The sequence below is a fragment of the Variovorax sp. PvP013 genome, assembly GCF_050435945.1.
GTDB lineage: Bacteria > Pseudomonadota > Gammaproteobacteria > Burkholderiales > Burkholderiaceae_C > Variovorax.
Map to the genome: position 1 here is coordinate 106,604 of NZ_JBNDLF010000006.1, position 20,532 is coordinate 127,135.

Annotated in this window: 23 protein-coding genes; 12 read left to right on the forward strand and 11 right to left on the reverse strand. The window is 64.7% G+C overall.

What is annotated here, in order from left to right; translation table 11 throughout:
• Positions 1 to 544 precede the first annotated feature (544 nt).
• The 3 genes from ABID77_RS16445 (at position 545) to ABID77_RS16455 (ending at position 1,888) form a co-directional block, all read left to right on the forward strand.
• Entirely contained in the window at positions 545 to 1,126 is a 582-nt protein-coding gene (locus ABID77_RS16445) for an antitoxin Xre/MbcA/ParS toxin-binding domain-containing protein (RefSeq protein WP_429598074.1), read from the forward strand.
• Positions 1,123 to 1,599: an RES family NAD+ phosphorylase gene (locus ABID77_RS16450; protein WP_429598076.1), complete on the forward strand. Its 477-nt coding sequence runs from the start codon at positions 1,123 to 1,125 to the stop codon at positions 1,597 to 1,599. The genes ABID77_RS16445 and ABID77_RS16450 overlap by 4 nt, the downstream gene beginning before the upstream one ends.
• A 76-nt stretch (positions 1,600 to 1,675) precedes the next feature.
• Positions 1,676 to 1,888 (forward strand): BCCT family transporter, encoded by a 213-nt coding sequence (locus tag ABID77_RS16455; RefSeq protein ID WP_429598078.1) that lies wholly within the window; start codon positions 1,676 to 1,678, stop codon positions 1,886 to 1,888.
• Positions 1,889 to 2,231: 343 nt separating this feature from the next.
• Here the strand turns inward: ABID77_RS16455 and ABID77_RS16460 are convergent, their stop codons facing one another.
• Complete coding sequence (locus ABID77_RS16460; protein WP_429598080.1) at positions 2,232 to 3,992, reverse strand: alkaline phosphatase D family protein; 1,761 nt, start codon at positions 3,990 to 3,992, stop codon at positions 2,232 to 2,234.
• A 475-nt stretch (positions 3,993 to 4,467) separates the two neighbouring features.
• Between ABID77_RS16460 and ABID77_RS16465 the strand changes: the two genes are divergently transcribed.
• On the forward strand, positions 4,468 to 4,983 hold the full coding sequence (locus ABID77_RS16465) for a hypothetical protein (RefSeq protein WP_429598082.1): 516 nt from the start codon (positions 4,468 to 4,470) through the stop codon (positions 4,981 to 4,983).
• A gap of 800 nt (positions 4,984 to 5,783) precedes the next feature.
• Complete coding sequence (locus ABID77_RS16470) at positions 5,784 to 6,887, forward strand: DUF1615 domain-containing protein (RefSeq protein ID WP_429598084.1); 1,104 nt, start codon at positions 5,784 to 5,786, stop codon at positions 6,885 to 6,887.
• Between the two features lie 481 nt (positions 6,888 to 7,368).
• On the opposite strand, the gene ABID77_RS16475 is transcribed toward ABID77_RS16470, so the two are convergent.
• The gene (locus ABID77_RS16475) at positions 7,369 to 7,752 is read right to left on the reverse strand and encodes a hypothetical protein (RefSeq protein ID WP_429598086.1); all 384 of its coding nucleotides are present in this window, start codon (positions 7,750 to 7,752) and stop codon (positions 7,369 to 7,371) included.
• Between the two features lie 765 nt (positions 7,753 to 8,517).
• On the opposite strand from ABID77_RS16475, the gene ABID77_RS16480 reads away from it, so the two are divergent.
• Positions 8,518 to 8,757, forward strand: coding sequence for a hypothetical protein (locus ABID77_RS16480; protein WP_429598088.1), 240 nt, complete (start codon positions 8,518 to 8,520; stop codon positions 8,755 to 8,757).
• On the opposite strand, the gene ABID77_RS16485 is transcribed toward ABID77_RS16480, so the two are convergent.
• Complete coding sequence (locus ABID77_RS16485) at positions 8,747 to 8,911, reverse strand: hypothetical protein (protein WP_429598090.1); 165 nt, start codon at positions 8,909 to 8,911, stop codon at positions 8,747 to 8,749. The two genes, ABID77_RS16480 and ABID77_RS16485, sit on opposite strands and share 11 nt — an antisense overlap.
• Before the next feature lie 59 nt (positions 8,912 to 8,970).
• Here ABID77_RS16485 and ABID77_RS16490 point away from each other — a divergent pair, with 59 nt between their 5' ends.
• Complete coding sequence (locus ABID77_RS16490; RefSeq protein WP_429598092.1) at positions 8,971 to 9,429, forward strand: DUF6283 family protein; 459 nt, start codon at positions 8,971 to 8,973, stop codon at positions 9,427 to 9,429.
• Positions 9,430 to 9,707: 278 nt separating this feature from the next.
• Here ABID77_RS16490 and ABID77_RS16495 read toward each other — a convergent pair whose 3' ends face one another.
• The 7 genes from ABID77_RS16495 to ABID77_RS16525 form a co-directional block, all read right to left on the reverse strand.
• A complete protein-coding gene (locus tag ABID77_RS16495) occupies positions 9,708 to 10,586 on the reverse strand; it encodes a plasmid partitioning protein RepB C-terminal domain-containing protein (RefSeq protein WP_429598094.1) in 879 nt (292 codons plus the stop codon).
• Positions 10,587 to 10,588: 2 nt separating this feature from the next.
• A complete protein-coding gene (locus tag ABID77_RS16500) occupies positions 10,589 to 11,485 on the reverse strand; it encodes a plasmid partitioning protein RepB C-terminal domain-containing protein (protein ID WP_429598096.1) in 897 nt (298 codons plus the stop codon).
• Positions 11,482 to 13,050, reverse strand: a complete 1,569-nt coding sequence (locus ABID77_RS16505) for a recombinase family protein (RefSeq protein WP_429598098.1) — start codon at positions 13,048 to 13,050, stop codon at positions 11,482 to 11,484. The genes ABID77_RS16500 and ABID77_RS16505 overlap by 4 nt, the downstream gene beginning before the upstream one ends.
• A gap of 107 nt (positions 13,051 to 13,157) precedes the next feature.
• Positions 13,158 to 13,475, reverse strand: a complete 318-nt coding sequence (locus ABID77_RS16510) for a hypothetical protein (RefSeq protein ID WP_429598100.1) — start codon at positions 13,473 to 13,475, stop codon at positions 13,158 to 13,160.
• A gap of 287 nt (positions 13,476 to 13,762) precedes the next feature.
• Positions 13,763 to 14,458 (reverse strand): DNA/RNA non-specific endonuclease, encoded by a 696-nt coding sequence (locus ABID77_RS16515; RefSeq protein WP_429598102.1) that lies wholly within the window; start codon positions 14,456 to 14,458, stop codon positions 13,763 to 13,765.
• A 367-nt stretch (positions 14,459 to 14,825) separates the two neighbouring features.
• A complete protein-coding gene (locus tag ABID77_RS16520) occupies positions 14,826 to 15,101 on the reverse strand; it encodes a hypothetical protein (RefSeq protein WP_429598104.1) in 276 nt (91 codons plus the stop codon).
• 36 nt (positions 15,102 to 15,137) lie between these two features.
• Positions 15,138 to 16,028, reverse strand: a complete 891-nt coding sequence (locus ABID77_RS16525) for a DNA/RNA non-specific endonuclease (protein WP_429598106.1) — start codon at positions 16,026 to 16,028, stop codon at positions 15,138 to 15,140.
• Between the two features lie 94 nt (positions 16,029 to 16,122).
• Here ABID77_RS16525 and ABID77_RS16530 point away from each other — a divergent pair, with 94 nt between their 5' ends.
• The 4 genes from ABID77_RS16530 to ABID77_RS16545 are packed head-to-tail and all read left to right on the forward strand — an operon-like array spanning position 16,123 to position 19,225.
• Positions 16,123 to 16,440: an AtuA-related protein gene (locus ABID77_RS16530; protein WP_429598108.1), complete on the forward strand. Its 318-nt coding sequence runs from the start codon at positions 16,123 to 16,125 to the stop codon at positions 16,438 to 16,440.
• A gap of 53 nt (positions 16,441 to 16,493) precedes the next feature.
• A complete protein-coding gene (locus ABID77_RS16535; protein WP_429598110.1) occupies positions 16,494 to 17,453 on the forward strand; it encodes a Bug family tripartite tricarboxylate transporter substrate binding protein in 960 nt (319 codons plus the stop codon).
• Positions 17,450 to 18,241 carry an SDR family oxidoreductase gene (locus tag ABID77_RS16540; protein ID WP_429598112.1) on the forward strand — a complete coding sequence of 264 codons (792 nt, stop codon included), beginning with the start codon at positions 17,450 to 17,452 and terminating at the stop codon, positions 18,239 to 18,241. The genes ABID77_RS16535 and ABID77_RS16540 overlap by 4 nt, the downstream gene beginning before the upstream one ends.
• A 48-nt stretch (positions 18,242 to 18,289) precedes the next feature.
• Positions 18,290 to 19,225: a 3-keto-5-aminohexanoate cleavage protein gene (locus tag ABID77_RS16545; protein WP_429598114.1), complete on the forward strand. Its 936-nt coding sequence runs from the start codon at positions 18,290 to 18,292 to the stop codon at positions 19,223 to 19,225.
• A gap of 28 nt (positions 19,226 to 19,253) precedes the next feature.
• On the opposite strand, the gene ABID77_RS16550 is transcribed toward ABID77_RS16545, so the two are convergent.
• Positions 19,254 to 19,955, reverse strand: coding sequence for a dihydrofolate reductase family protein (locus tag ABID77_RS16550; RefSeq protein WP_429598116.1), 702 nt, complete (start codon positions 19,953 to 19,955; stop codon positions 19,254 to 19,256).
• A gap of 270 nt (positions 19,956 to 20,225) precedes the next feature.
• Here ABID77_RS16550 and ABID77_RS16555 point away from each other — a divergent pair, with 270 nt between their 5' ends.
• Positions 20,226 to 20,495, forward strand: a complete 270-nt coding sequence (locus ABID77_RS16555) for a tripartite tricarboxylate transporter substrate-binding protein (RefSeq protein ID WP_429598118.1) — start codon at positions 20,226 to 20,228, stop codon at positions 20,493 to 20,495.
• Positions 20,496 to 20,532 lie beyond the last annotated feature (37 nt).

The following is a 20,532-nucleotide window of genomic DNA, read 5'->3' on the forward strand; positions in this document are numbered from 1 at the left end:
GAGCAAGACACTTGCCATCCAGCGTGTGCTCGAGCAGCAAGGATTGCTGGAAGGCTCGGACAACCGTGGTCCACCTGCTCGCACGCCAATAACGAGGCATCAAACGCTGGCGGGTCGACACCGTGGACGAAAGGCAGCAGGTTTTTGGCATGCCCCGATCAAGAAGCTCCCTGCGGTGCCTGGCCGCCACCAGGGTGGGAACGAGCACGCCCTTGGGGTCTCGTGCACGGCAAGTTACCTCGGCTTTGACGATGGACTCGGATGACAGCTGACGACCTGTGCCAAGCTCGGTGGTGCAACAAGCCGAGGTTCGGTTGCAGGCGTTTAGAACCAGTCGACCATCAAGATCGGTTTCAACGGTGGCCCGGCCAGGGACCTGTTGACTGAGTAGATTGTCACATTGCTGAACGAGCGCGTCCCCCCCACCGATGCCGCACGCACAGAACGTTGGCGCTACCCGGATATGGTGAAGGGGCACACATCGGAAAACATTGCATTTGCAATGCCCATGGCATGAAAATGCAAAACATGCTAAGTTGATGCCATGGCATCCACTCACATCGTTCCAAGTCGCAAGGCCAGCAACGGCACCGCCCACCGTGACGTGGGCGCCGCGGCCGGCACAAAGAAGAAGTCCGGAACACAGGACACTTTTTCGCAAACACTGGCGCGGGGCATCTCGGAGGTGGTGCAGACCAACATGGTGGACGCCACCGGTGCTGCGGTGCACATCTTCCGCATGGTCGGTACCAGCTCCCGGCTCGATACACAGGCCGCTGCCTTCGTGGCCCACCATGGGCTCAAGGTGCAAGCGGTCGAGGACTGGTTGCAGGTGGCGAATCTGCCCAAACAGGGTTTCTATGGGGGCCTGCGTTTATCGCCCTCCACGCTGTCGAGGAAAAACAAGGACGACACACTCGATGCCGCAGTCACCGAGCGGCTGGTGCGCCAGTCGGAACTCATGGTGAAAGCTGCCGAGGTGTTCGGCGACGGGGCAGGCATGTGGATGACCAAGGCACATCCCCTGCTGGAAGGCCGCACGCCGCTGGATGCGGCATCGAATGAATATGGCGGCGTCAAGGTGCGGCAGATCCTCAATGCGATCGAGCACGGGGGTGTGGTTTGACGTGCACCGTCTACCGCATCGGTACGAACAGAGCCCGCACACTGCAAGACCTCAGCCATGGATCGACGCTCGAAGCAGGGCGCTGGCACCTCACTGCGCCCGATGGCTTGCCCGTGGTGTATGCCGGGGGGTCGCGCGCCATTTGCCAGCTGGAAAAACGGGTGCACTGCAATGGTGTGACACCGATCAACCTGATCATGCTGGCGTTGCAGCTGCCCGCAGGCGCCCCGCTGCAGACGCTGGCGGACTTGGGCACGGTGTTGCCGCTCGACTGGATCGATCAGCCGACCCTGACCCAGGATGTGGGGGTTGCTTGGCGAAGGTCGGGGTCGGGACTGGGATTGTGGGTGCCTTCGGCCGTCGAGCCCGACGAGCTTAACCTGCTTCTCAACCCATCCCATCCGGCCTATGGCTCGATCGTCTTGACGGTCGTGCGTGACCCTTTCGCGTTCGACCCGCGAATGTTTGATTGAAGGCGCGAGAGGGCCAAAGGCTCATCAACCCGTTCGGGCTTCCAATCAGCGAGTCCTCGCAGCTGGTCATATCGCGGTGACCACGACGCTGTTCATCGCCTCGGCGGTCAGCGGCGTGACCAAGGGCATCAAGTGGTTGTTCAACATCAACCTGCTGCTGGCCGCGCTCCTGTCGCTGGTGGTCTTCGTGGTCGGACCCACCATCGCGATCATCGACACGAGGACCACGACATTGGGCAACTACCGGCGAAGAACCCACCGTCGGCGAGTCCCTGCAAATGCTGTCTGACCGGTCGACGTCGGAATGACCGATCGTCGACCTAGGTAAACGGTCGGGTCGACCGGTACAGCAAGCGTCGCTAGCGCGGGGACGACTTGTCGAAGCGGGTGGATCCGCGTGGCATCCCGATGGAGGCAAGAGCGCTTGCGGTCGGCCTCCTGTCTTGAATCTATATTTCGATAAAAATTGAATGATGGAAGAAAATGCTGCGGTCAAGGCTTTGGCTGCTTTGGCACAACCCAGTTGGCTGCCTGCGCAGCCTTGCACCCTCACGCAATGCCATGTTTAAGCTGTTTGAAGAACGTGGCTTTCCCATGTGCAAACGACGTTCATCGAGCAGGCACCGCTTGGATCAGCTGGCAAGTACTTGGAGATTGCCCGGGCCTGGAAGGACACGCAGCGCGGTCGCCACTTTGGCTGAGTAGTCACGGCTGAGCACGGTGCTCACCTCGATGTATTCGCTGCGCGCCTCGCTCGGGGTCAAGGTGAGCAGCACATAACCACGCTTGCTGGTTTCTGTATAGCGCAAATCATCGACCATGCGTCGGAAAGCGTCCGCCAGCACATCGTTGGCGATCAACGGCAGCAAGCGCTCGAAACCCGGCGAGGACACTGATGGCGTGGCGAATTCGACCCCCGCGCGTCGACCGGTCGCATCGGTCAGGTTGCCGGCCCAGGCGTTGTGCGTATCCCCCGCCAGGGAGATGAGATTTTTGCCTTGATTGAGTGCCAGCGCCAGCACGGTCTCGCGTGCTGCAGGATAGCCATCCCAGGCATCCATGTTGTAGGGCGCCTTGGGCTGGGCGACGAGGGCCTTCTGACTGTCGCTGCGCGCGCCTTCGGGCGTAGACAGCGCGAGAAGGTACGCGCCGAGCGTCTCCAGGGTGATGGCACTGGCCACACTCAGCGGCACCGCCATGCGCATCATGAGCACCTGCTGTCCGAGCACCTGCCAGGTGGCAGTCGATGCGGTCATGCGCGCGGACAACCAGTTCATCTGTGCCGGACCCAGCAGCTCCCGGGCAGGCGAGGCCGCCTCACCATCAAGGTACTGATCCAGTCCGAGCTGCTTGTCCCGGCCGATGAGCCGCGTGTCGAGCATGTGCAGCGAAGCCAGCGTGCCGATATCGAAGGAGCGATAGATCTGCAAAGGATTGGCGGGATCGGGCAGTCGCGTGGGCAACCACTCGTGGTAGGCCTGCACGGCGGCGGCACGCCGTGCCGCAAAACTGCCTTCGGTCGACTCGTCGTGATTGCCGGCACCACCCGACCATGCGTTGTCCGCCAGGTCATGGTCATCCCAGACAGCAATGATCGGCCATCTGGCATGCATCGAACGCAGGTCTTCATCGGTGCGGTACTGAGCGTGGCGCAAACGGTAGTCCTGCAACGTGAGAATCTCATGATCCGGTGTCGACACACGATCGAGCGCGATGGCCAATTGCGATGCATAGCCCAGCGGACCGAACTCGTAGATGTAGTCGCCCAGATGGAGCACCAGATCGAGATCGGTGCGCTTGGCGATCTCGGCGTAGACGTTGAAGTACCCGCCGGGAAAATTGGCGCACGACACCACGGCCAGTTTGCCTTGCGACACCCCGCCGACCGGCAATGTCTTCGTACGGCCCGTCGGGGACCGGTCGTTGCCGACGGTGAAGCGATAGAAGTAGACGCTGGCGGGTCGCAGGCCTGTCGCATCCACTTTCACCGTGTGGTCACGCTCGGGGCCGGTGCTTGCTGTGCCCCGGGCGATGATCACCCCGAAATTCTCATCGCTGCTCACCTCCCAGGCGACGTTGAGGCTGCCAGGTGCCGTGGGAGTCACCCGGGTCCAGAGAATCACCCGATCGGCGAGTGGGTCGCCACTGGCCACGCCGTGCTTGAAGACCGTGTTCGATCCCTCCGGCGGCCTGCCGGTGTCACCCCCAACGTCATCACTTCCGCCACCCCCGCAGGCCGACAGACCCAGCCCGCTGCCTGCGTACATCGCGAACAGGACCGCGCCGCGTATCAGCGAGCGCCGCGAACCGTCGATGGTGCAGCCCGTCGCGTCGGATCGGACCATGCTGGTGTTGGGGACACTGCCTGTGTGCTGGCGGTTGAGAGATTGCATGGGATTGTGCGGTCGTGGTTGTGATGGCGAATCGAGTCAGCCGATGGTTCATTGATCCGCAGATGAATGCAATGCGATCGTCAAGGACAACCATGTTGGCATTCGCTGACTTGAGTCGATCGGAACCGCCCTCTATGTGACCGAATGCCCGCTTTGGACGCCCGCATTCGGTCGCGCGCATCGTCCTGCGTCCATCGACATCCCGCGGGACATGTCCCGGCCTTCTCGATGGTGCCGATGGGTCGAGGCTTGTCAATGAAAACCGGACACACAAGGACACGATGCCGGATGCATGACTGCAATGGATGACCAAGGACAAGATCAAAATGAAGGTGAACACTGACTCGGCGCTGTGTAGGCCGGACCTTACGTTTCGTTCATCTGCCTGCCCTCCGCCATGTCGGATGCATGCCTGCTTCGATGGCGGCCAGCAAGCAGAAGGTGCGTCTTCCCTTAACAATTCAGGAGACTCGCAATGTCCAACATGACCAATGCTGACGGTACCAAGAAGGTGAGCGACGGAACCGCAACCGGTGTGGGTGCGGCCGTGGGAGGCGCCGTCGGAGGCGTGGCCGGAGGCGCGGCCGCGGGTGCTGCGATCGGTGGCATGACCGGCCCCGTCGGTGCGCTCGTTGGGGCCGCCGTGGGCGTCGTTGCCGGTGCATTGGCCGGCAAGTCGGTGTCGGCCGATCCGGTGGCCGAAGATGCTTATTGGAAAGACAACTATTCGAGCCGCTCGTATGTGGGAAGTGGCTCCACCTACGACGATTACGGCCCCGCCTATGGCTATGGTGTCAACGCGTTCTCGCGACATCCCGACAAGAAGTTCGACGAGGTCGAGCAGGATCTGGGGCGGGATTGGAACAGCGCGAAGGGCAAGTCTTCCCTGGAGTGGGAACGAGCCAAGCACGCCAGTCGCGACGCTTGGAATCGTTTGAGTGACAAGGTTGAACGGGCGGTGCCCGGGGATTCGGATCGCGACGGCAAGTGATCGTCGAAGCAGACCGAATCCGAACGACGAATGGCCCTCAGGGGCCATTTCTCGTTGCAGCCGTCTGTTCGTGTCGTCGATTCATCGGCTGACGCGGACTCGCAGGGGATGCATGCATCAACCATTGGGCGATCGAAAACCGATCATCCGATGGAGCGATGGCATCCGTGGCGCGTCCACACGGGCCTCTCCGGTCGAATTTCGTTCAATGCGAATTTTGAAGGCCATACCTGTGCTCATGAATCCAATTCACGGCCACTTCTCTGGCGCGACGAAGTGACTGCTCGACCGTTTCATGCACCAGCCCGTCAACAAGGGACTGCGGGATGTGTCCGCTCACCAGCGACTTGCAGATCACGATGGCTCTGAATCCTCCTTACGGAATCGGGTCGGCCGCGCAGACGCAGTCCCAACCCCAGTGATACAGATGCTCCATGTCGCGGATCATGGACAGTCAACCTGAACTCCTTGTTAATCGACGAGCGTTGCTTTTACTCTGTAAAGCTGGAGTGCTTTTTACCGAGAGGTTTCTCCGATTGCTGTTTTTACTCGCCTGGGTAATGGGGAAAAAATCCGACGATTCCATCTTTGGGGGATTCGCGCGATCGTGCTCGATCAGGTGTTGGTCGGTCTCGCCATCACGACGGATGGATCGACGCGACGAGGCATGAACAGGCGTGTCTAGCGAATCCATCGACGGGAAGAATGGCGAGCTGCCACTCGATGCGGGTGTGCGCCTTCGAGAATATGGCAGCCGGTCGGCCGGAGGCGATGTCCAGGGTTGAGCTACCCTTCGCGTCATGCGACTGACGCACACCCTGATCCTGCTGCTCGCTGCTTCGAGTCTCTTCCTGGCAGGCTGCGGCACGGCGCCGTCGTCGGCGTCAGCGCGCCCCGAGGACGTCCGCGCGCGCATCGCGAAGTTGCTGCCGCAGAACGTCGTCGATCGTCCCGGCTGGGCGGTCGACCTCTATGCCGCATTCGATGCCCTTCGCATCGAACCCAGCCTCGACAACGTCTGCGCGGTGCTCGCCGTCGCCGAGCAGGAATCGAACTATCGCGCCGATCCGATGGTGCCCGGACTCGGCAGGATCGCGCGCGAGGAAATCGATCGCCGTGCCGAGCGGGCAGGACTGCCGCAGGTGCTCGTGAGCGCAGCCCTTCGACTGCGCTCGCCGGACAGCCGCACATGGAGCGAGCGGATCGATGCCGCGCGCAGCGAGAAGGAACTGAGCGATCTGTTCCAGGATTTCGTCAGTCAAGTCCCCCTGGGGCAGCGCCTCCTTGCCGGCTACAACCCGGTGCGCACCGGCGGGCCGATGCAGGTCAGTGTCGAGTTTGCCGAACAACACGTGAAGGACCGCGACTATCCCTACCGGACGACCGGATCGGTCCGCGACGAAGTGTTCTCACGCCGTGGCGGCGTGTATTTCGGGACGGCCCACCTGCTCGGCCATCCGGCGCCCTATGACCAGATGCTCTACCGCTTCGCCGATTTCAACGCCGGTCAATACGCTAGTCGAAACGCGGCGTTCCAGAGCGCGGTGAGCGCGTTGGCCGGTGTCTCGCTCGACCTCGACGGCGACCTTGTCGTGCCCGGGGGCGACCCGGCGAAAGTGGGCGGTACCGAGGCCGCGGTGCGCTCGATCGGTCCACGGCTGGGAGTGAGCGATGGCGAAATCCGGCGTTCGCTCGAGCAGGCAGACCAGCCGTCGCTCGAACAGACGCGGCTGTGGGCGCGCGTCTTCGAGCTCGCCGAAGCACAAGCGCGGCGGCTGGTGCCGCGCGCGGTGCTGCCACGCATCCGTCTGCAGAGCCCCAAGATCACCCGCAAGCTGACCACCGAGTGGTTCGCGCGTCGCGTCGACGAGCGTTATCAGCGCTGTCGTGGCAGGGCGGGCTGAGCGGGACGAAGCAGAGCCGGGCTCAGAAAGCTGAGCAACCAACAGGAGAGAGGTTCTTTGGGACTGGACAGCCAGTTCGAGCCAGTCGACCGCCGCATCCGGGAACCGTTGAGAAACCGCAGCGCCTGAGTCAAGCATCGCCCCCGGACCGGTCCATGGGGCAGCCACTTGCCCGGAGCAATGGGCTTGGCACGCCCAGACCACCCGACGCGTGCACTCTACGGAAGCCCGCAGGAGCATGATGCGCCATGCCGCATTGAGGCCTTGGTGAACAACCTCGCGTTGGAAAAGATGCAGCACAGGGTTCTTGGTCGCGCGGTCACGCCGTGGTGTGAACCTGTCGCGTCGTGACCTGGAACTGCTCTTCTCAGCGCCGATGCACCCTGGCGACGAGCAAGGCGCCGATCGCGGAGGTCTGCAGAACGGCGGCGCGAAGTCCCAGGATGGCGACGACTTGCACTCGGCCGTTGAGCTGCTCCGCTCAGTCACTCGAACCCGCAATGTCCGCTCCACTCATGGGATCCCCGTGACTCAGACCGAGGATCCGGATGACCCCCCTCCGGCAGAAAGCGGGATTGAGCAGTTCGGTGCCTTCGCCCCTGAACTTGATCCAGGGCCCCGGTGGATGATCGTGGCCGGCCCAGGCGGCCAGCGCAACCCATGCCCCATCGCCGTGCTCGTAACAGTAGCGCTGCTCGTAACCCGCCTCGTTCAGACCCACGATCAGGGCGGTGATGAAAAGTAATCCCTGGCGTGCACATGTCAGTGCGGCCACGGTCCGGATGTCGGTGAAGCCGGCCGCCAAGGGCAGGGCGCGCAGGTCGTCAGGACCGTACTGCGCCGTGGTCACTGATGGAACAAGCACGCGGGATCGTGCACGGCAGCGAGGACGACCGGCAATCGATGAGGCAAAAGGCGTGGATGGACCTCGATTTGCGACATGACGATATGTTGCTCAGGCCCCAGCGGGTCGCGCTCGCAAGCGCGGATGGAGGCACTCTCGCCGGTCGTTACCAAGGCCAGGCCACCCGCCAGACGCAGCACCCCCCAGCACCTTGAGGTGGGTGCCGATCGTGGGCGAGGGCGCACCAGACTCGACCGCGCTCAGGGTGGGTGCGCGAGATCCCGGCCTGGTCGGCGACGTGGGAGGCTGTCCAGCCGCGGTGGGTGCGTGCGGCGCGCAGCCGGCCGCCCAGCTGCACGAGCAGCTGGCGTTCCAGGATGAAATGGGTCGTGACACGAGCGATGATGAAAATTATTCTGCGCAAAATACGAATTGGTGTCCATTTTGGCGAGCAGTCGAATGGCGTCATGTCCTGGGTCGAAAGCGCCATTTCTTGCAAAAGGGCAACGCCTGCGTCGGCCCGAACCTGCGCCGGGAGGCACCCTTGCGGCGAGGCGCGTTCGCACGGACCGTCCCGCGGCCTGCCCAGCCTCTCGAGTTCCTGGGCGTCGACAATGGGAACAGCCTGCTCGCAGGCGTCAGTCCAGGACAGACCGTCCTTACAGGGTCGGAGTCTGAAAAAGCACGACGACGGCGGATCTGATCCGCCCCGACATCGCCTCGGCGGTTATGGTTCGGTGCTTTTCCCGTTCCTTGCCAACCCGGTGTCATCGACCCACTCCTCACATGCAAGACCCAGACAGTGATCCGACAGGTTTTCCGACGCGCGATCCGCGCGCGCTGTTCACCGACGCAGCCGTGCGCGCGGGCCTCATCCAGCCGGGTGACTCCCTCGACCCGTTGCAGACCGACTTCGCCATCGAGATCGTCACGCTGTGTGCACGCATCGTCGACCGTTTTTCCGACCCCGGGCGCGTCCAGGACACGGTGGGGGATGTGCTGCGCGAACGCCTGTTCACGCTGTGAGCCTGTGGGTCCGAACCACCACGGTCCCCTGTACGATGTCCACCGGATCGAGAGCTCGCGCACGATGCGTGCGCCGGTCGACATTGCCGCAGCGCGCGGTCGGTGTCATGGTGGCGAGCGCATCCATGGTGAGGTGGTCTTCGTCGACGGCCATCCGACGGATCGCCCGGGTGCCATCGGTTCGCCGATTGCCCGAACTTGGCACCTGGGGACATGGCGCGCGACCTGGATGAGAGCCAGAAGGGCGATGGCTGCTTCAACTGCGCCAGCGCCCTCGAAGTCATCGACCTGAACCACTCCGACCGAAGCCTCATGACGTCCTGGAAACTGAAACGTACCGCGCAATGCGCGCATTGTCCGTGGCGCGTCGAGGTCGATCCGCACGACATCCCCCACGGCTACTGCGAGTCCAAGCACCAGGCTCTCGCGGCCACCATCGCGGAGCCGGGTACGCTGCCGGTTGCGGGTGCGGCGTTGCGCGTCATGGTCTGCCACGAGACCGACGAGGCCCACTGCATCGGCTGGCTGAACCACCAATTGGGTCCGGGCAACAACCTGGCCCTGCGCCTGCGCATGATGTCCTGCGAGAACCGCGACAAGCTCAGGCTGCGTGGCGAACAGCACCCATCGTTCGAGACGACCCTGCCACGCGCGTCCGTCGACCCGGCGTAGCGGATCTCGCAACCTCCGACACCTCCAGCCATGGGTGTTCGACGAGGCAGGATGTCCGCCGGCTGCCTGCCGTGCCTGCGTGTCGCCTGATCCTGGCCATGGTCCGCAACGAATCGAATTGCCGGCTGTCGGCACACCGCTGGCGGACATCCAGTCGTTCCTTGTATTGCCGGACACGCTGAGCAGGATTCGGGCGCCGCTCAACACGGCGGCTGATGATCGTTGGGTGTCGGCGCGTGGCAGTCCTTGTCGATGGCTAGTGCGGTGCTGGCCATGGGTCAGGATTGCATCGAACTGGTCGCCACAATGCTTTCAAACTCCTTGAGCACCTCGGTGTAGTGCGTATCGAGGTACTTGCGAACGGGCTCATTCTCGACCAGCTTGCGCAGGTAGCCCTGGGCCAGAACCAGGTTCAACGTGTCCTCGCCGAACGACCGCTCGGCTGATCGGTACTGGTCCTGCAAGTTCGACATCTCGCGTTCCATGCGGCAGATCTGCTCGTGCGTGACGTGTCTGGAAGGCGTCGGCTTCTTGCCGCTTACCAGGAACTCGACCGGCGTGGCCACCAGCAAGGCCTTCGCATAGGTGACCGTCAGCATGCTGGCAGCCAACATCAATTCGGCACACTCGACCTGTCGCGCAGGCTTCATCTTCCTGAGTGTGGAACATACTTCCGGGGAGAATTCATGCTGCTTGAGCAGCATGGTGGCTTCTTCGCACAAGCCATCGAGCAAGCGCACTTTCTTACCGAGCATGGAAGGGTCCATGCACAGCGCACGCGCCAGACGCTCCTTCGACACACCTCGTTCGATGGCTCGGAGGATCATGAAATGCTCCTGGATCGTCGACATCCGGTTGACCCGGTTGTTGTAGGTATAGGATTCATTGTCCGTGGCGATGATGCAGGGCGCTTCCCGCCGGCCGAGCTGCCGAAGCACCAGCAGTCGCAAATGTCCGTCCAGCAGCAGGTGCCGTCCGGTACGCCGGTCCACGGCGCAGACCGACAATGGCTCGATGATGTCGATCTCTTCGATGGATGCCCTGATCTTCTGGACCTTCTTGGTCTCAATCACGTTGTCCCGCCAGAGTCGCGATGGCAGTATGCTGTCGATCGCAATGGACAGCGGCTTCATCAGGAAGGCCAGGGTGACGGGCATGATCAGGCTCCCGCGATGAGTCGTTCGGCCAGGTACTTGGGTACCGTGTCCAGTCCCTCGGCGCGCAGCAAGTTGCAGAAGTTCTCATCCGTCGCCAGGTTGCGCAGGGCACCCAGCACGAAAAGCAGCCGTTGCTGTGACCATGAGGCACGCCGCACCAGGAACTTCTGGCGCTGGACTTCCTTTTGGTAGACGCGAATGATGGAGCCCGGTGTCAGCGCGGCATTGGGCGATGATTTGGAGTCTGGTTTCCTTTTCACGGCCGGACCGTATGTCATTCTTTTCTGAATGAGCTTGTTGGCCTGAATGAGTTGTTGTCCTCGCAAATCTCCTGCTTCGTAAGCGTGCTGCAGTGTCGTTTGCACCGCTTTGTCATCATCGCCCGCCCGCACGATCGACAATGCCACGCGCATGGGCAACGCCCCCGTCTTCACAGCGCCGATGAGTCGCTCCTCGCCTTTGTCGACCAGCAGTCCGATGTCCCTGACATAGTCTTCACTCAACCCGGTCTTGGCCGCGATTTGTCGAACACCCAAGCCTTGCTGCTGAAGGGCAGCGATGCCGCTGACCAACTCCATGGGTCGATAGCGTCGTCGCGCCACGTTCTCGATCAGACCCATGATGAAAGCATCCTCGTCGGTCGTTGCCACCACCAAGGCGGGGATGCGACTCTCTCCCAGTCGCTTGAAGGCCTTGAGGCGTCCTTCGCCGCAGACCAAAAGGAAGCATTCGTTGCCATCGGGTCCCTGCCGCGGCGACACGGTGATGGGTTTTTTCAGTCCGATCTTTGCGATGTTGTCGACGATCTCTTCGAACATCTCTTCGTTGCGTTCCCGCGGATTCAAGACCTCGATCCGGTCCACCGGGATCAGGCGAAGCTCTCGAGCGCCTTCGGTCATGCCGCTCTCCTCAGCCGCACGTGCTCCGCCATGCCATAGAGATAGTCAAGGGTATCAAAGCGAAAACTTTCCAACTCAATGGAATTTCGCTCCATCAAGCTGAGCTTGTTCTGCCCGAAGCACAGAGACGGCAACAGGTAGTAATCCAGCAAGTCCTCGTTGTTGCTGGACAGCCGGACCACCAGCGTGATGTCCGGCGCCAAGCTGGTTTCCAGGCGGGCCTTCCAGCGCCGAGCGCCGCTGTCGAGCACTTGGCAGCGGGAGAGGACCAGGGACACACTGAATTCGTGGTTGACATCGAGCAGGTCGGTGCCGCTGTGCCGGTAGAGCCGGCCTCCCAGGTGTTCGATCTGGGCTTCCACATCGTCGACTATCTTGGGATGCAGCCGCCGCAGGTAACGGTTGGTTTCGATGTAGCGCAAGTCGCGTGCCGGTGTGAACCCGACCAGTTGGTAGGCGCGCAGCAGGCTGCCGAAGCGTTGTGCATACACGCTGGACGAGGCCATGCCCTCGGCTTCGTCGATGACAAGACCCGAAAGATAACCCCGGTGGTTCAAGAGGGTTCGAAGCTGCTCGACCAGTTCGACGTCGCTGAAACGTCTCGAACGTGCCCGGATGATGCCCTGGGCGGTGTAAAAAAGTGCCTGGGGCACCACAGCGTCGAACGCGTCGTCCTTGCGGATCCACATGTCCGGCGTGTTGGTCACACGCAGCTTTTTCAGCTTGAACGAGCAGCGGTTGTAGACATTGCAGCCCACGTACTTTTCGTTGGTCAGCACGCCGTGCACGCTGGCCCGTGTCCAAGCGCGGCCGAGATCGCTGGAAACACCCATGCCGTTCAGACGCACGGCAATTGCACATTCATTGAGACCGTCGTTCGTGAACCAATGATAGATCTGGTGCACGAGGTCGATTTCCGCTTGCGGGCCAGGCTTCAAGATGACCCGGTCGGTCTGCAGGCTCTTGTGTTCCCCACGATCCAATTCCGCCTTCATGGCGCCTGCCTGGTCCAGCAAGACGCGGCGCAAGCCGAAGCCTGCCTGCCCGCCTTGGCGAAACCCCATCTCCACGAGACGGCACTGTCCGGCGAAGACCTTGGCCGACAACTCGCGGCTGTATTCCCCTGCCATCGCACGTTTGACGCTCTTCACGATGGTTGAGACAGGCGAGCCATCGTTTTCGAACTGCTCGGCGCAGTAGGCGACCTGGATGCCGGCACGCCGGCACACGTACTCGTAATAGGCACTCTCGTCGGCATCCTGAAACCGTCCCCACCGGCTGACGTCGTAGACCAAGATCACCGAAAAATCGGCATCCCGCGACTCGACGTCCCGAAGGAGCTGTTGCAGCCCGGCCCGGCCATCGATGCGTAGCCCGCTTTTCCCCTCGTCGGCATAGGTGCGAACGATCTCGAGATTGCGACGCGACGCGTACTCCTGAATCTTCTGCGCCTGGTTGGAGGTCGAGTACTGCTGGTGCTCGGTCGACATGCGAACGTACTGGGCGGCCCGGCGAACAGGTTCGCCACCATCCCATGTCGGAACCATTGAATCGGTATGCGCCATGATGCCTCGCAAACGATGTCAGGGCCTGCCTGCGTATGAAGGCTTGAAGCTATCAGCAACGATGTCGAGCGGCGATCAAGTCGTCTCTTTGCAATCAAGATGAAGACTCAACCTCGCACCTCACGCTGCGAAATGACTTGCAGATGCACTGTCCAGACAGTCGTCTTTGCAATCTTTCCATTCTGGATTGGTCGCAGTTCGTAGAGGCCTGCAGGAAGGCCGGCAAGGTTCGCGGTGCCCACGGCACGGCGTTCGCGCCGCGCATTGCGCTCCTGCTGCTGATGGCGGTTGCGCTCGACATAGTCCTGATGGGATTCCCGATACGCCTTCCAGTAGCCTGGATTCCGGCGTGCCCAGTCGCTTTGTGCATCGGCCTGGTTCTTCAGGTAGTCCGGATCGGACAGACGACGGGCAACTTGCCACAAGCGTCGACGCTCGCGTTGGCAAGCTGGATCGCTGCAGTACGTCTGTCGGGGAACCTGCGGTGCCGGGTCGAATGCCCTCGCGCAACATGCGCACCATCGAGCGGTCATCGGATCCTCCAGCGTGGTCGATGTCCCCATGGCAAGCCTGGCAACCCATGCCACCTTCCTTTGAGGACTCCCTGTACCGCAGCATGGCGCGAGGTCGTGGGGCCTTCAAGAGCACAGGAGGCTTCGTCTCCCTCATTTTTCCTACTGCCATGCCCCAAGCTGTCAACGCGCTGCGTGTCTCAAGGCCACCATGCCACCTGGGTGGACCCACTGGTGGGCTGGGGCAGTTCCATGGCCACCTCGCGCACGGCGGCGGGCAGGCTTGGCAGCACGTCGATGCCCACGGCCTGGGCGAGCGCAGTCATGCTCACGACTCGGTAGGCCGCCGAGTCGTCGTTGCGGATCACATAGGCCCCGGCCTGCTGAACGGTTGGCCGGTAGATCACCTTCCACAAGTGCGTGGGCACCAGCACGCGCCCGACCCTCTTGACCTCGCTGCCGAGGAAGGCTGGTCCCGAGATGACGTACACCTCGCCGTCGCCCGTGGCCAGGCGCCGTGCGACCTGCTCGATGCCTGACCAGATACCCGCGTTGTTGGCGTGGATCTGCGGCACCATGTTGGCCAGGCTGAAGGACTGCGCCTGCGCGGTCGGGGTGGGCATGTCCGCGTTGGGCGCCATGTGACCCCGGTCGTAGCCCGAACGCGCGTAGTCGGTGAGCTCGGCGCGTTCCTCGGCGGGCAGGGCGCCCTCGGCACGGAAGCTGTCGACCCGCTCGAGCGTGGCGGCCGAGGCCAGGTTGGCGCGCGTGAGGTGCTCGGCGGCATAGAGTGGCGTGCGGCTCACGCCCGAGTGCAGGACGGCGAAGGCGTCGTAGCACAGCTCGCGGGTGAGCGGTCGCAGGCCCTCGCGCACGACGGTCGGTGGCGTGGCCAAGGCATGGTGCTGCGGGCACGCGCTCGAGGGCGTCGCTGGGGCCGTCTCGGTGGACGGAACGACCGCAGGAGCATTGGCGGTCGCGACAGCGGTCGTCGAGGCGGTACCGGGGGAGCCATTGCTGGAGCTGTCGCTCCCGCCGCCACCGCAGCCGGCCACGAAGGTGACGGTCGCAGCCACCATGCCGCACAGACGCCGGCTCGGGATCCGGCGGGTGAGTCCAGGACAATGGGAGAACGGGCGCGAAAGATCGGTCATGAGGAAAGGCAAAAGGCCAGGAACAGGGAATTGCAAATGCAGCACGGGCCGCGAGCGGCCCGATGTCAGGACGTCAGGGCCCTGCCGTGGACACGGCTTGCGTGGCCGTTCAGGCGAAAGGATTCTTGACTGTCTTGGCGGCCAGCACCTCGACCGCTTCGGGCAACGCCTGGTCGGATTCGAGGGCTTGGACGACGCGGGCCAGCAGCCCCTGCAGGTCCTTCGCCAGCGCCAGGCCCGCCCGGTCCCGGGTGAGCACCACGTCGCCCGTGAAGCTCACCCGGTCGACGCGGTTCTCGATCTCCAGATGTCCGATGCGCAGCACATCGCTCTCGTTGGCATAGGGTTCGAAGGCGGCGGCTGATCTGGCGTTCTGTGCGGTCATGGTCGTGGACTGGAAGGTGGAGGAAGGACAGGAGCGTCAGTGGGCGGCGCGGCGCAGCACCTTGTCGACGCTGCGGGCGAGATCTTGCAGCGTGAAGTCACCCTCCCCGGCCGCCTTGGAGCTACCGGCGCCTTCATCGCGTGCCTCCCGCCGGCGGGCGGTCCCGCTCCCCTGGGCCAATGGCGGCGGCAAGGCCATGCCGGCTTGCTGCGCCTGTGCCGGCAATGCCGGCAGGGCCTGCACGCCGACCATGCGTTCCAGGTCGCGCAGGCTCACGGCCGAATAGGCCCGGGTCTCGTCGTTGGTGATGACATAGGCGCCGGCACGCTGCTGCGTGGGGCTGTAGACCACCTTCCACAGGTGGGTGGGCACCAGGACCCCACGGCCGATCTGCTGGATGTCAGAGCTGAGGTAAGCCGGGCCCGTGACCACATAGAGTTCGCCCTCGGTCAGAGCCAGTTCGCGCACCGCCATCTCGATGCCGGCCCACACGCCCGCGTTGTTGGCGTGGAGCTGCGGCACCATGTTGGCCAGCGAGAACGACTGGGCCTGGGCCGTGCGTGTGGGCATGTCGCCATTGGGGGCCATGTGGCCCCGGTCGTAGCCCGAGCGGGCGTAGTCGCCGAGTTCGGACCGATCGGCCATTGGCAGGGAGGCCTCGGGATGGAATGCATCCTTGCGCGAGAGCGTGCGGGCCTCGAGCAGGTTCGACCGCGTCAGGTGCTCGGCGGCATAGACCGGGGTGCGGCTCACACCCGAGTGCAGCACCGCATGGGCCTCGAAGCAGAGCTCGCGGGTGCGGGACTGGAGTGAAGGATTCGTGAGGAGGGGGGCCACCCCGAGGGCGAAGTGCTGGGGACAGGCGGTGGCGGCCCAGGCGGGTGCGACGCAGGCCGTGACCAGCAGGATGACGAGGAAGCGAGACATGGCGCGCAGTATCAGGGATCGCGATGTGATCGATGGGGGTTCGGGTACCGGATCCATCGGGCGCAGGCCGGGGGGCGTCCGATCGTGCGGGCCGGTGGCGGCATCCAGCGCGGTTCGCAGCGCGACATCGACCGGGCCAAGGAACAAGGGCGACCTCATCAACATCAGTGTGATCGCCTACGACGCCGCGCACTACGAGGCCCTGGTGCGTGAGGTCACGACCGAGCGCGTGGCCGAGCACTTCGCCTACCGCCGTCCGACGGCCGTGCGGCGCTACCTGCTGCCGCGCATCGGCGCCATGAACTTTGTGCTGGAGCGGGTGCTCGATGGTGGCGTCAATTCGTCGCTGAACCTCGACATGCACGGCAAGGCGCTGTCGTTCCACCTGCTGGACCTGCCGGTGACGCTCTAGCCGAACGGGTTTTTATTCGATTTTTCGGAAGCAAAAAAGAAGGAGGCCATCCAATGAGAAAGATCATCCAGGCAGTATTGGCGGCGCTGGCCGTCTGCGTCGCGGCGGGCGCGGCGGCGCAGGACTACCCGAACCGGCCGGTGCGCCTGATCGTCCCGTTCCCGCCCGGCGCGGCCACCGACTTGGCCGCGCGCGTGGTCGGCCAGCAGCTCCAGCAGCTCACCGGCCAGGCCTTCGTGGTGGAGAACAAGCCTGGCGCCAACGGCTCCATTGCCGGTCTGGAGGTGGTGCGGGCGGCTGCCGATGGCCACACGCTGCTGTTTTCGTCGAACTCGGCCATCGCTGCCAACGTAGCGCTGCTGAAGTCGATGCCCTACGACCCGCTCAAGGACCTGACCCCGGTGGCCGGCGTGGGCGAGAACCCGCTGGTGCTGATGGTGCGCGCCGACTCGCCAGCCAACAGCCTGAAGGACTTCGTCGAGCTGGCCCGCCGGCAGCCGAGCAAGCTGTCCGCCGGCTACGGGTCGTCGAGTTCGCAGGTCTGCGCCGCGATGCTCGACCGTGTCGCCGCCACCGACACGCTGCCCGTGCCCTACAAGGGCATCCCGCTGGCCCTGGCCGACGTCATCGGCGGCACGGTGGACTTCGCCTTCGCCGACATGGGCAACGCCATCGCCCAGGCCAAGGGCGGCAAGCTCAAGGCCCTGGCCGTGACGACGGCCCAGCGCAGCCCGGTCATGCCCGACTGGCCGGCCATCGCCGAGACCTATCCGGGCTACGCCATCAAGGGCTGGTTCGCGATCGTCGGGCCGGTAGGCCTGCCCAAGGCGGTCGTCGACAGGCTGTCGTCCGAGACGCTCAAGGCCGTCGCCAGCCGCGAGGTGAAGGAGCGCTTCGCCACGCTGGGCATGACGCCGATGCCGATGAATCCGACGCAGCTGCGCGACTACATGGTCTCCGAGGTCGGCAACTGGAAGCGCCTGGTCACCGAGGCCAAGGTGCAGCCCGAATGAACCCGACCCACCACACGTTCCAGGGGCAGGAGGCGCCCGCGCAGCGCCGCACCATGCTGATCACCGGCGCGAGCCGAGGCATCGGCGCGGCGATCGCGCTCAAGGCCGCCGCCGCCGGCTACCGCGTGGCCATCAACTACCTGCGCAGCCAGCGCGAGGCCGAGGCCCTGGCCGACGGCATCCGCGCGCGCGGCGGCGAGGCGCTGGTCCTGCAGGCCGACGTCGGCCGCCAGGCCGAGGTGACGCGCATGTTCGAACGTCTCGACGAAGGCTTCGGCCCGCTCGACGTCCTGGTCAATAACGCCGGCGTGCTGACGCGCTTCCCGGTCGCCGACGCCACCGAGGAGCAGGTCGAGGCCGTGTTCCGCGCCAACGTCTTCAGCCTGTACTTCTGCAGCCGCGAGGCGGTGCGCCGGATGTCGACCGCGCAGGGCGGGCGCGGCGGCGCCATCCTCAACATGTCGTCCGTGTCCTCGCGCCTGGGCGGCCTGGGCGGCGGCGCGGCCTATGCGGCCTCCAAGGGCGCGATCGACACCTTCACGCTCTCGCTGGCCAGGGAGGTCGGCGCCAAGGGCATCCGCGTCAACGCCCTGCGCCCCGGCCTGATCGAGACCGACATCCACGACGTCCACGGCGGCCTGGCGCATCTGCAGGCGCTGGCGCGCGACGCCGTGCCCATGCGGCGCTCCGGCACCGCCGCCGAGGTCGCCGACGTGGCGCTGTGGGCCGTCTCCGATGCGGCCTCGTACGTCCATGGCACCGTCGTCGACGTCGCCGGCGGACGCTGACCCGGCGTTCGTCCGGCCTTCATCCACCCCACCTCCAGGACATCCCCCATGTCGCGCAAGCAGCGTCAAGTCATCGTCACCTGTGCCGTGACCGGGTCCATCCACACGCCCAGCATGTCGCCGCACCTGCCCATCGGCGCGCAGCAGATCGCCGATGCGGCGGTGGGGGCCGTCGAGGCCGGCGCCGCCATCGTCCACCTGCACGCCCGCGACCCGCGCGACGGCCGGCCGGTACAGACCGCCGACGCCTTCCGCGCCTTCGTCGGCGACATCAAGGCACGCTGCCGGGGCGTCATCAACATCACCACCGGCGGCGCGCCGACGATGACGGTGGAGGAGCGGATGCGGCCGGCGCTGGACCTGCGGCCCGAGGTCGCGTCGCTCAACATGGGCTCGATGAACTTCGGCCTCTACCCGATGCTGGACCGCCACAAGGAATTCCAGCACGACTGGGAGCGGCCCTACCTCGACGGCACGCGCGACCTGGTGTTCAAGAACACCTTCGCCGACATCGAGTACGTGCTCCAGCACGGCACCGCCAACGGCACGCGCTTCGAGTTCGAGTGCTACGACACCGCGCACCTCTACAACCTGGCGCATTTCCTGGACCGCAAGCTGGTCACGCCGCCGCTGTTCGTGCAGACCGTGTTCGGCATCCTGGGCGGCATCGGCAACCATCCGGACGACGTCGCCCACCTGAAGCGCACCGCCGACCGGCTGTTCGGCGACGACTATCTGTGGTCGGTGCTGGGCGCCGGCCGCGCGCAGATGCCCATTGCCGCCACGGCGGCGGCGCAGGGCGGCAATGTTCGCGTCGGGCTGGAGGATTCGCTGTGGGACGGCCCCGGCACGCTGGCGCGCAGCAACGCCGACCAGGTCGCGCGGGTCTGCCGCCTGCTGCGATCGATGAGCCTGAGTGTCGCGACGCCCGACGAGGCACGGACGCTGCTGGGGTTGAAAGGTCCTGAGAACGTCGGCTTTTGACGCCGGCGCCATGCGGGCGCCTGCGGTCCTAGTCGGACACGACGCGGTAGCGCAGGTGCACCGCGCCCGCGGCCACCGGATCCGCCGAAGCCAGGTCCAGCCTGCTGTGCGTACCGAGCCCGTCCTTGCCAGCCTCGAAGATCGCCGGGCTGCCCGTGCTGCCGTCGATGGCCGGCGCCAGCAGCACGCTGATCTCGTCGACCACGCCGGCCTTCAGGAAGGCGCCGTTGATGGTGGCGCCGCCTTCGAGCAGCACCTTGCGGATGCCGATGCGCTGGTTGAGTTCCTCGAGCATCTCCCTCAGGTCGATGTCGTCGCTGGGCATCACCAGGTACGAGATTCCCGTGGCAGCGAGTTCCGCCAGGTGCGCATCAGACACCGAAGCGGCCAGGACCACCACCACGTGGCCGCCGTCGGCCGTGGCGCCGTCCCAGTGCAGGCGGGCCTTGCGGTCGATGGCGATGGCGAAGTGGCGGGCCTGCGCGTCGGCCAGGTGCCAGGGACGCTCCGGCGGCGACGCGGGCGGCTCGCCCGCGCCGGCCTGGCCCCTGGCGAACTCCTCCATGGTCGTCGTGCCGGCCAGCCAGGCGTCGGCGTCAAAGGCCTCGTGCAGCCGCTGGTACTCGTCCAGGATCGGCTTCCGCAGGGGACTTTCCTTGGGCGCCCAGCCATCGACGAGCAGGCGGCCGTCCAGGGGGCTCACCATGTGGCAGATCACGTGCGGTTTCATCGATGCAGCTCCAATTCCATCAGGGGGAAAAATGTCGGGAGTGCATTGATGTCACAGTGCCGCGCCGCTGCTCACCGGACCGACTCGTCTCGCCGAGCCGGCCGCGTCCGACAGGGGCTGCCTACGCGATGCCGGCGACGCGCCCGATGGTCTCGGCGCATTGGCGCAGCTGCGGCAGCAGGTCGAACAGATCGCTGTCGACCGCGTGCGCGTCGCGCAGCGAGGCGATGGTCAGCACGGCCCGCGCAGCGCCTGGCCGCCCTGCCCGACGTGCCGACAGGCGCGCAGGCGGGACTGGAGGACTTCACGGCCACCAACTGGTTCGGCATCGCCGCGCCCCAGGGCACGCCGCAGGCCATCGTCGACAGGATGCAGGCCGAGGTCGCCAAGGCATCGGCCCCTCCCGATCTGGCCCGACGGTTCGCCGATCAGGGTGTCGACGTGGGGGTCATGGCACCGGCCGACTTTCAGGCCTGCGTGCGCAGCCAGGTGGAGGAGTGGGGCGAGGTCATCACGGCTGCGGGCGTCCAGGGCGAATGAAGGGGCGGTGGCGGGTCGATCGGCGCAGCGCTCCTGA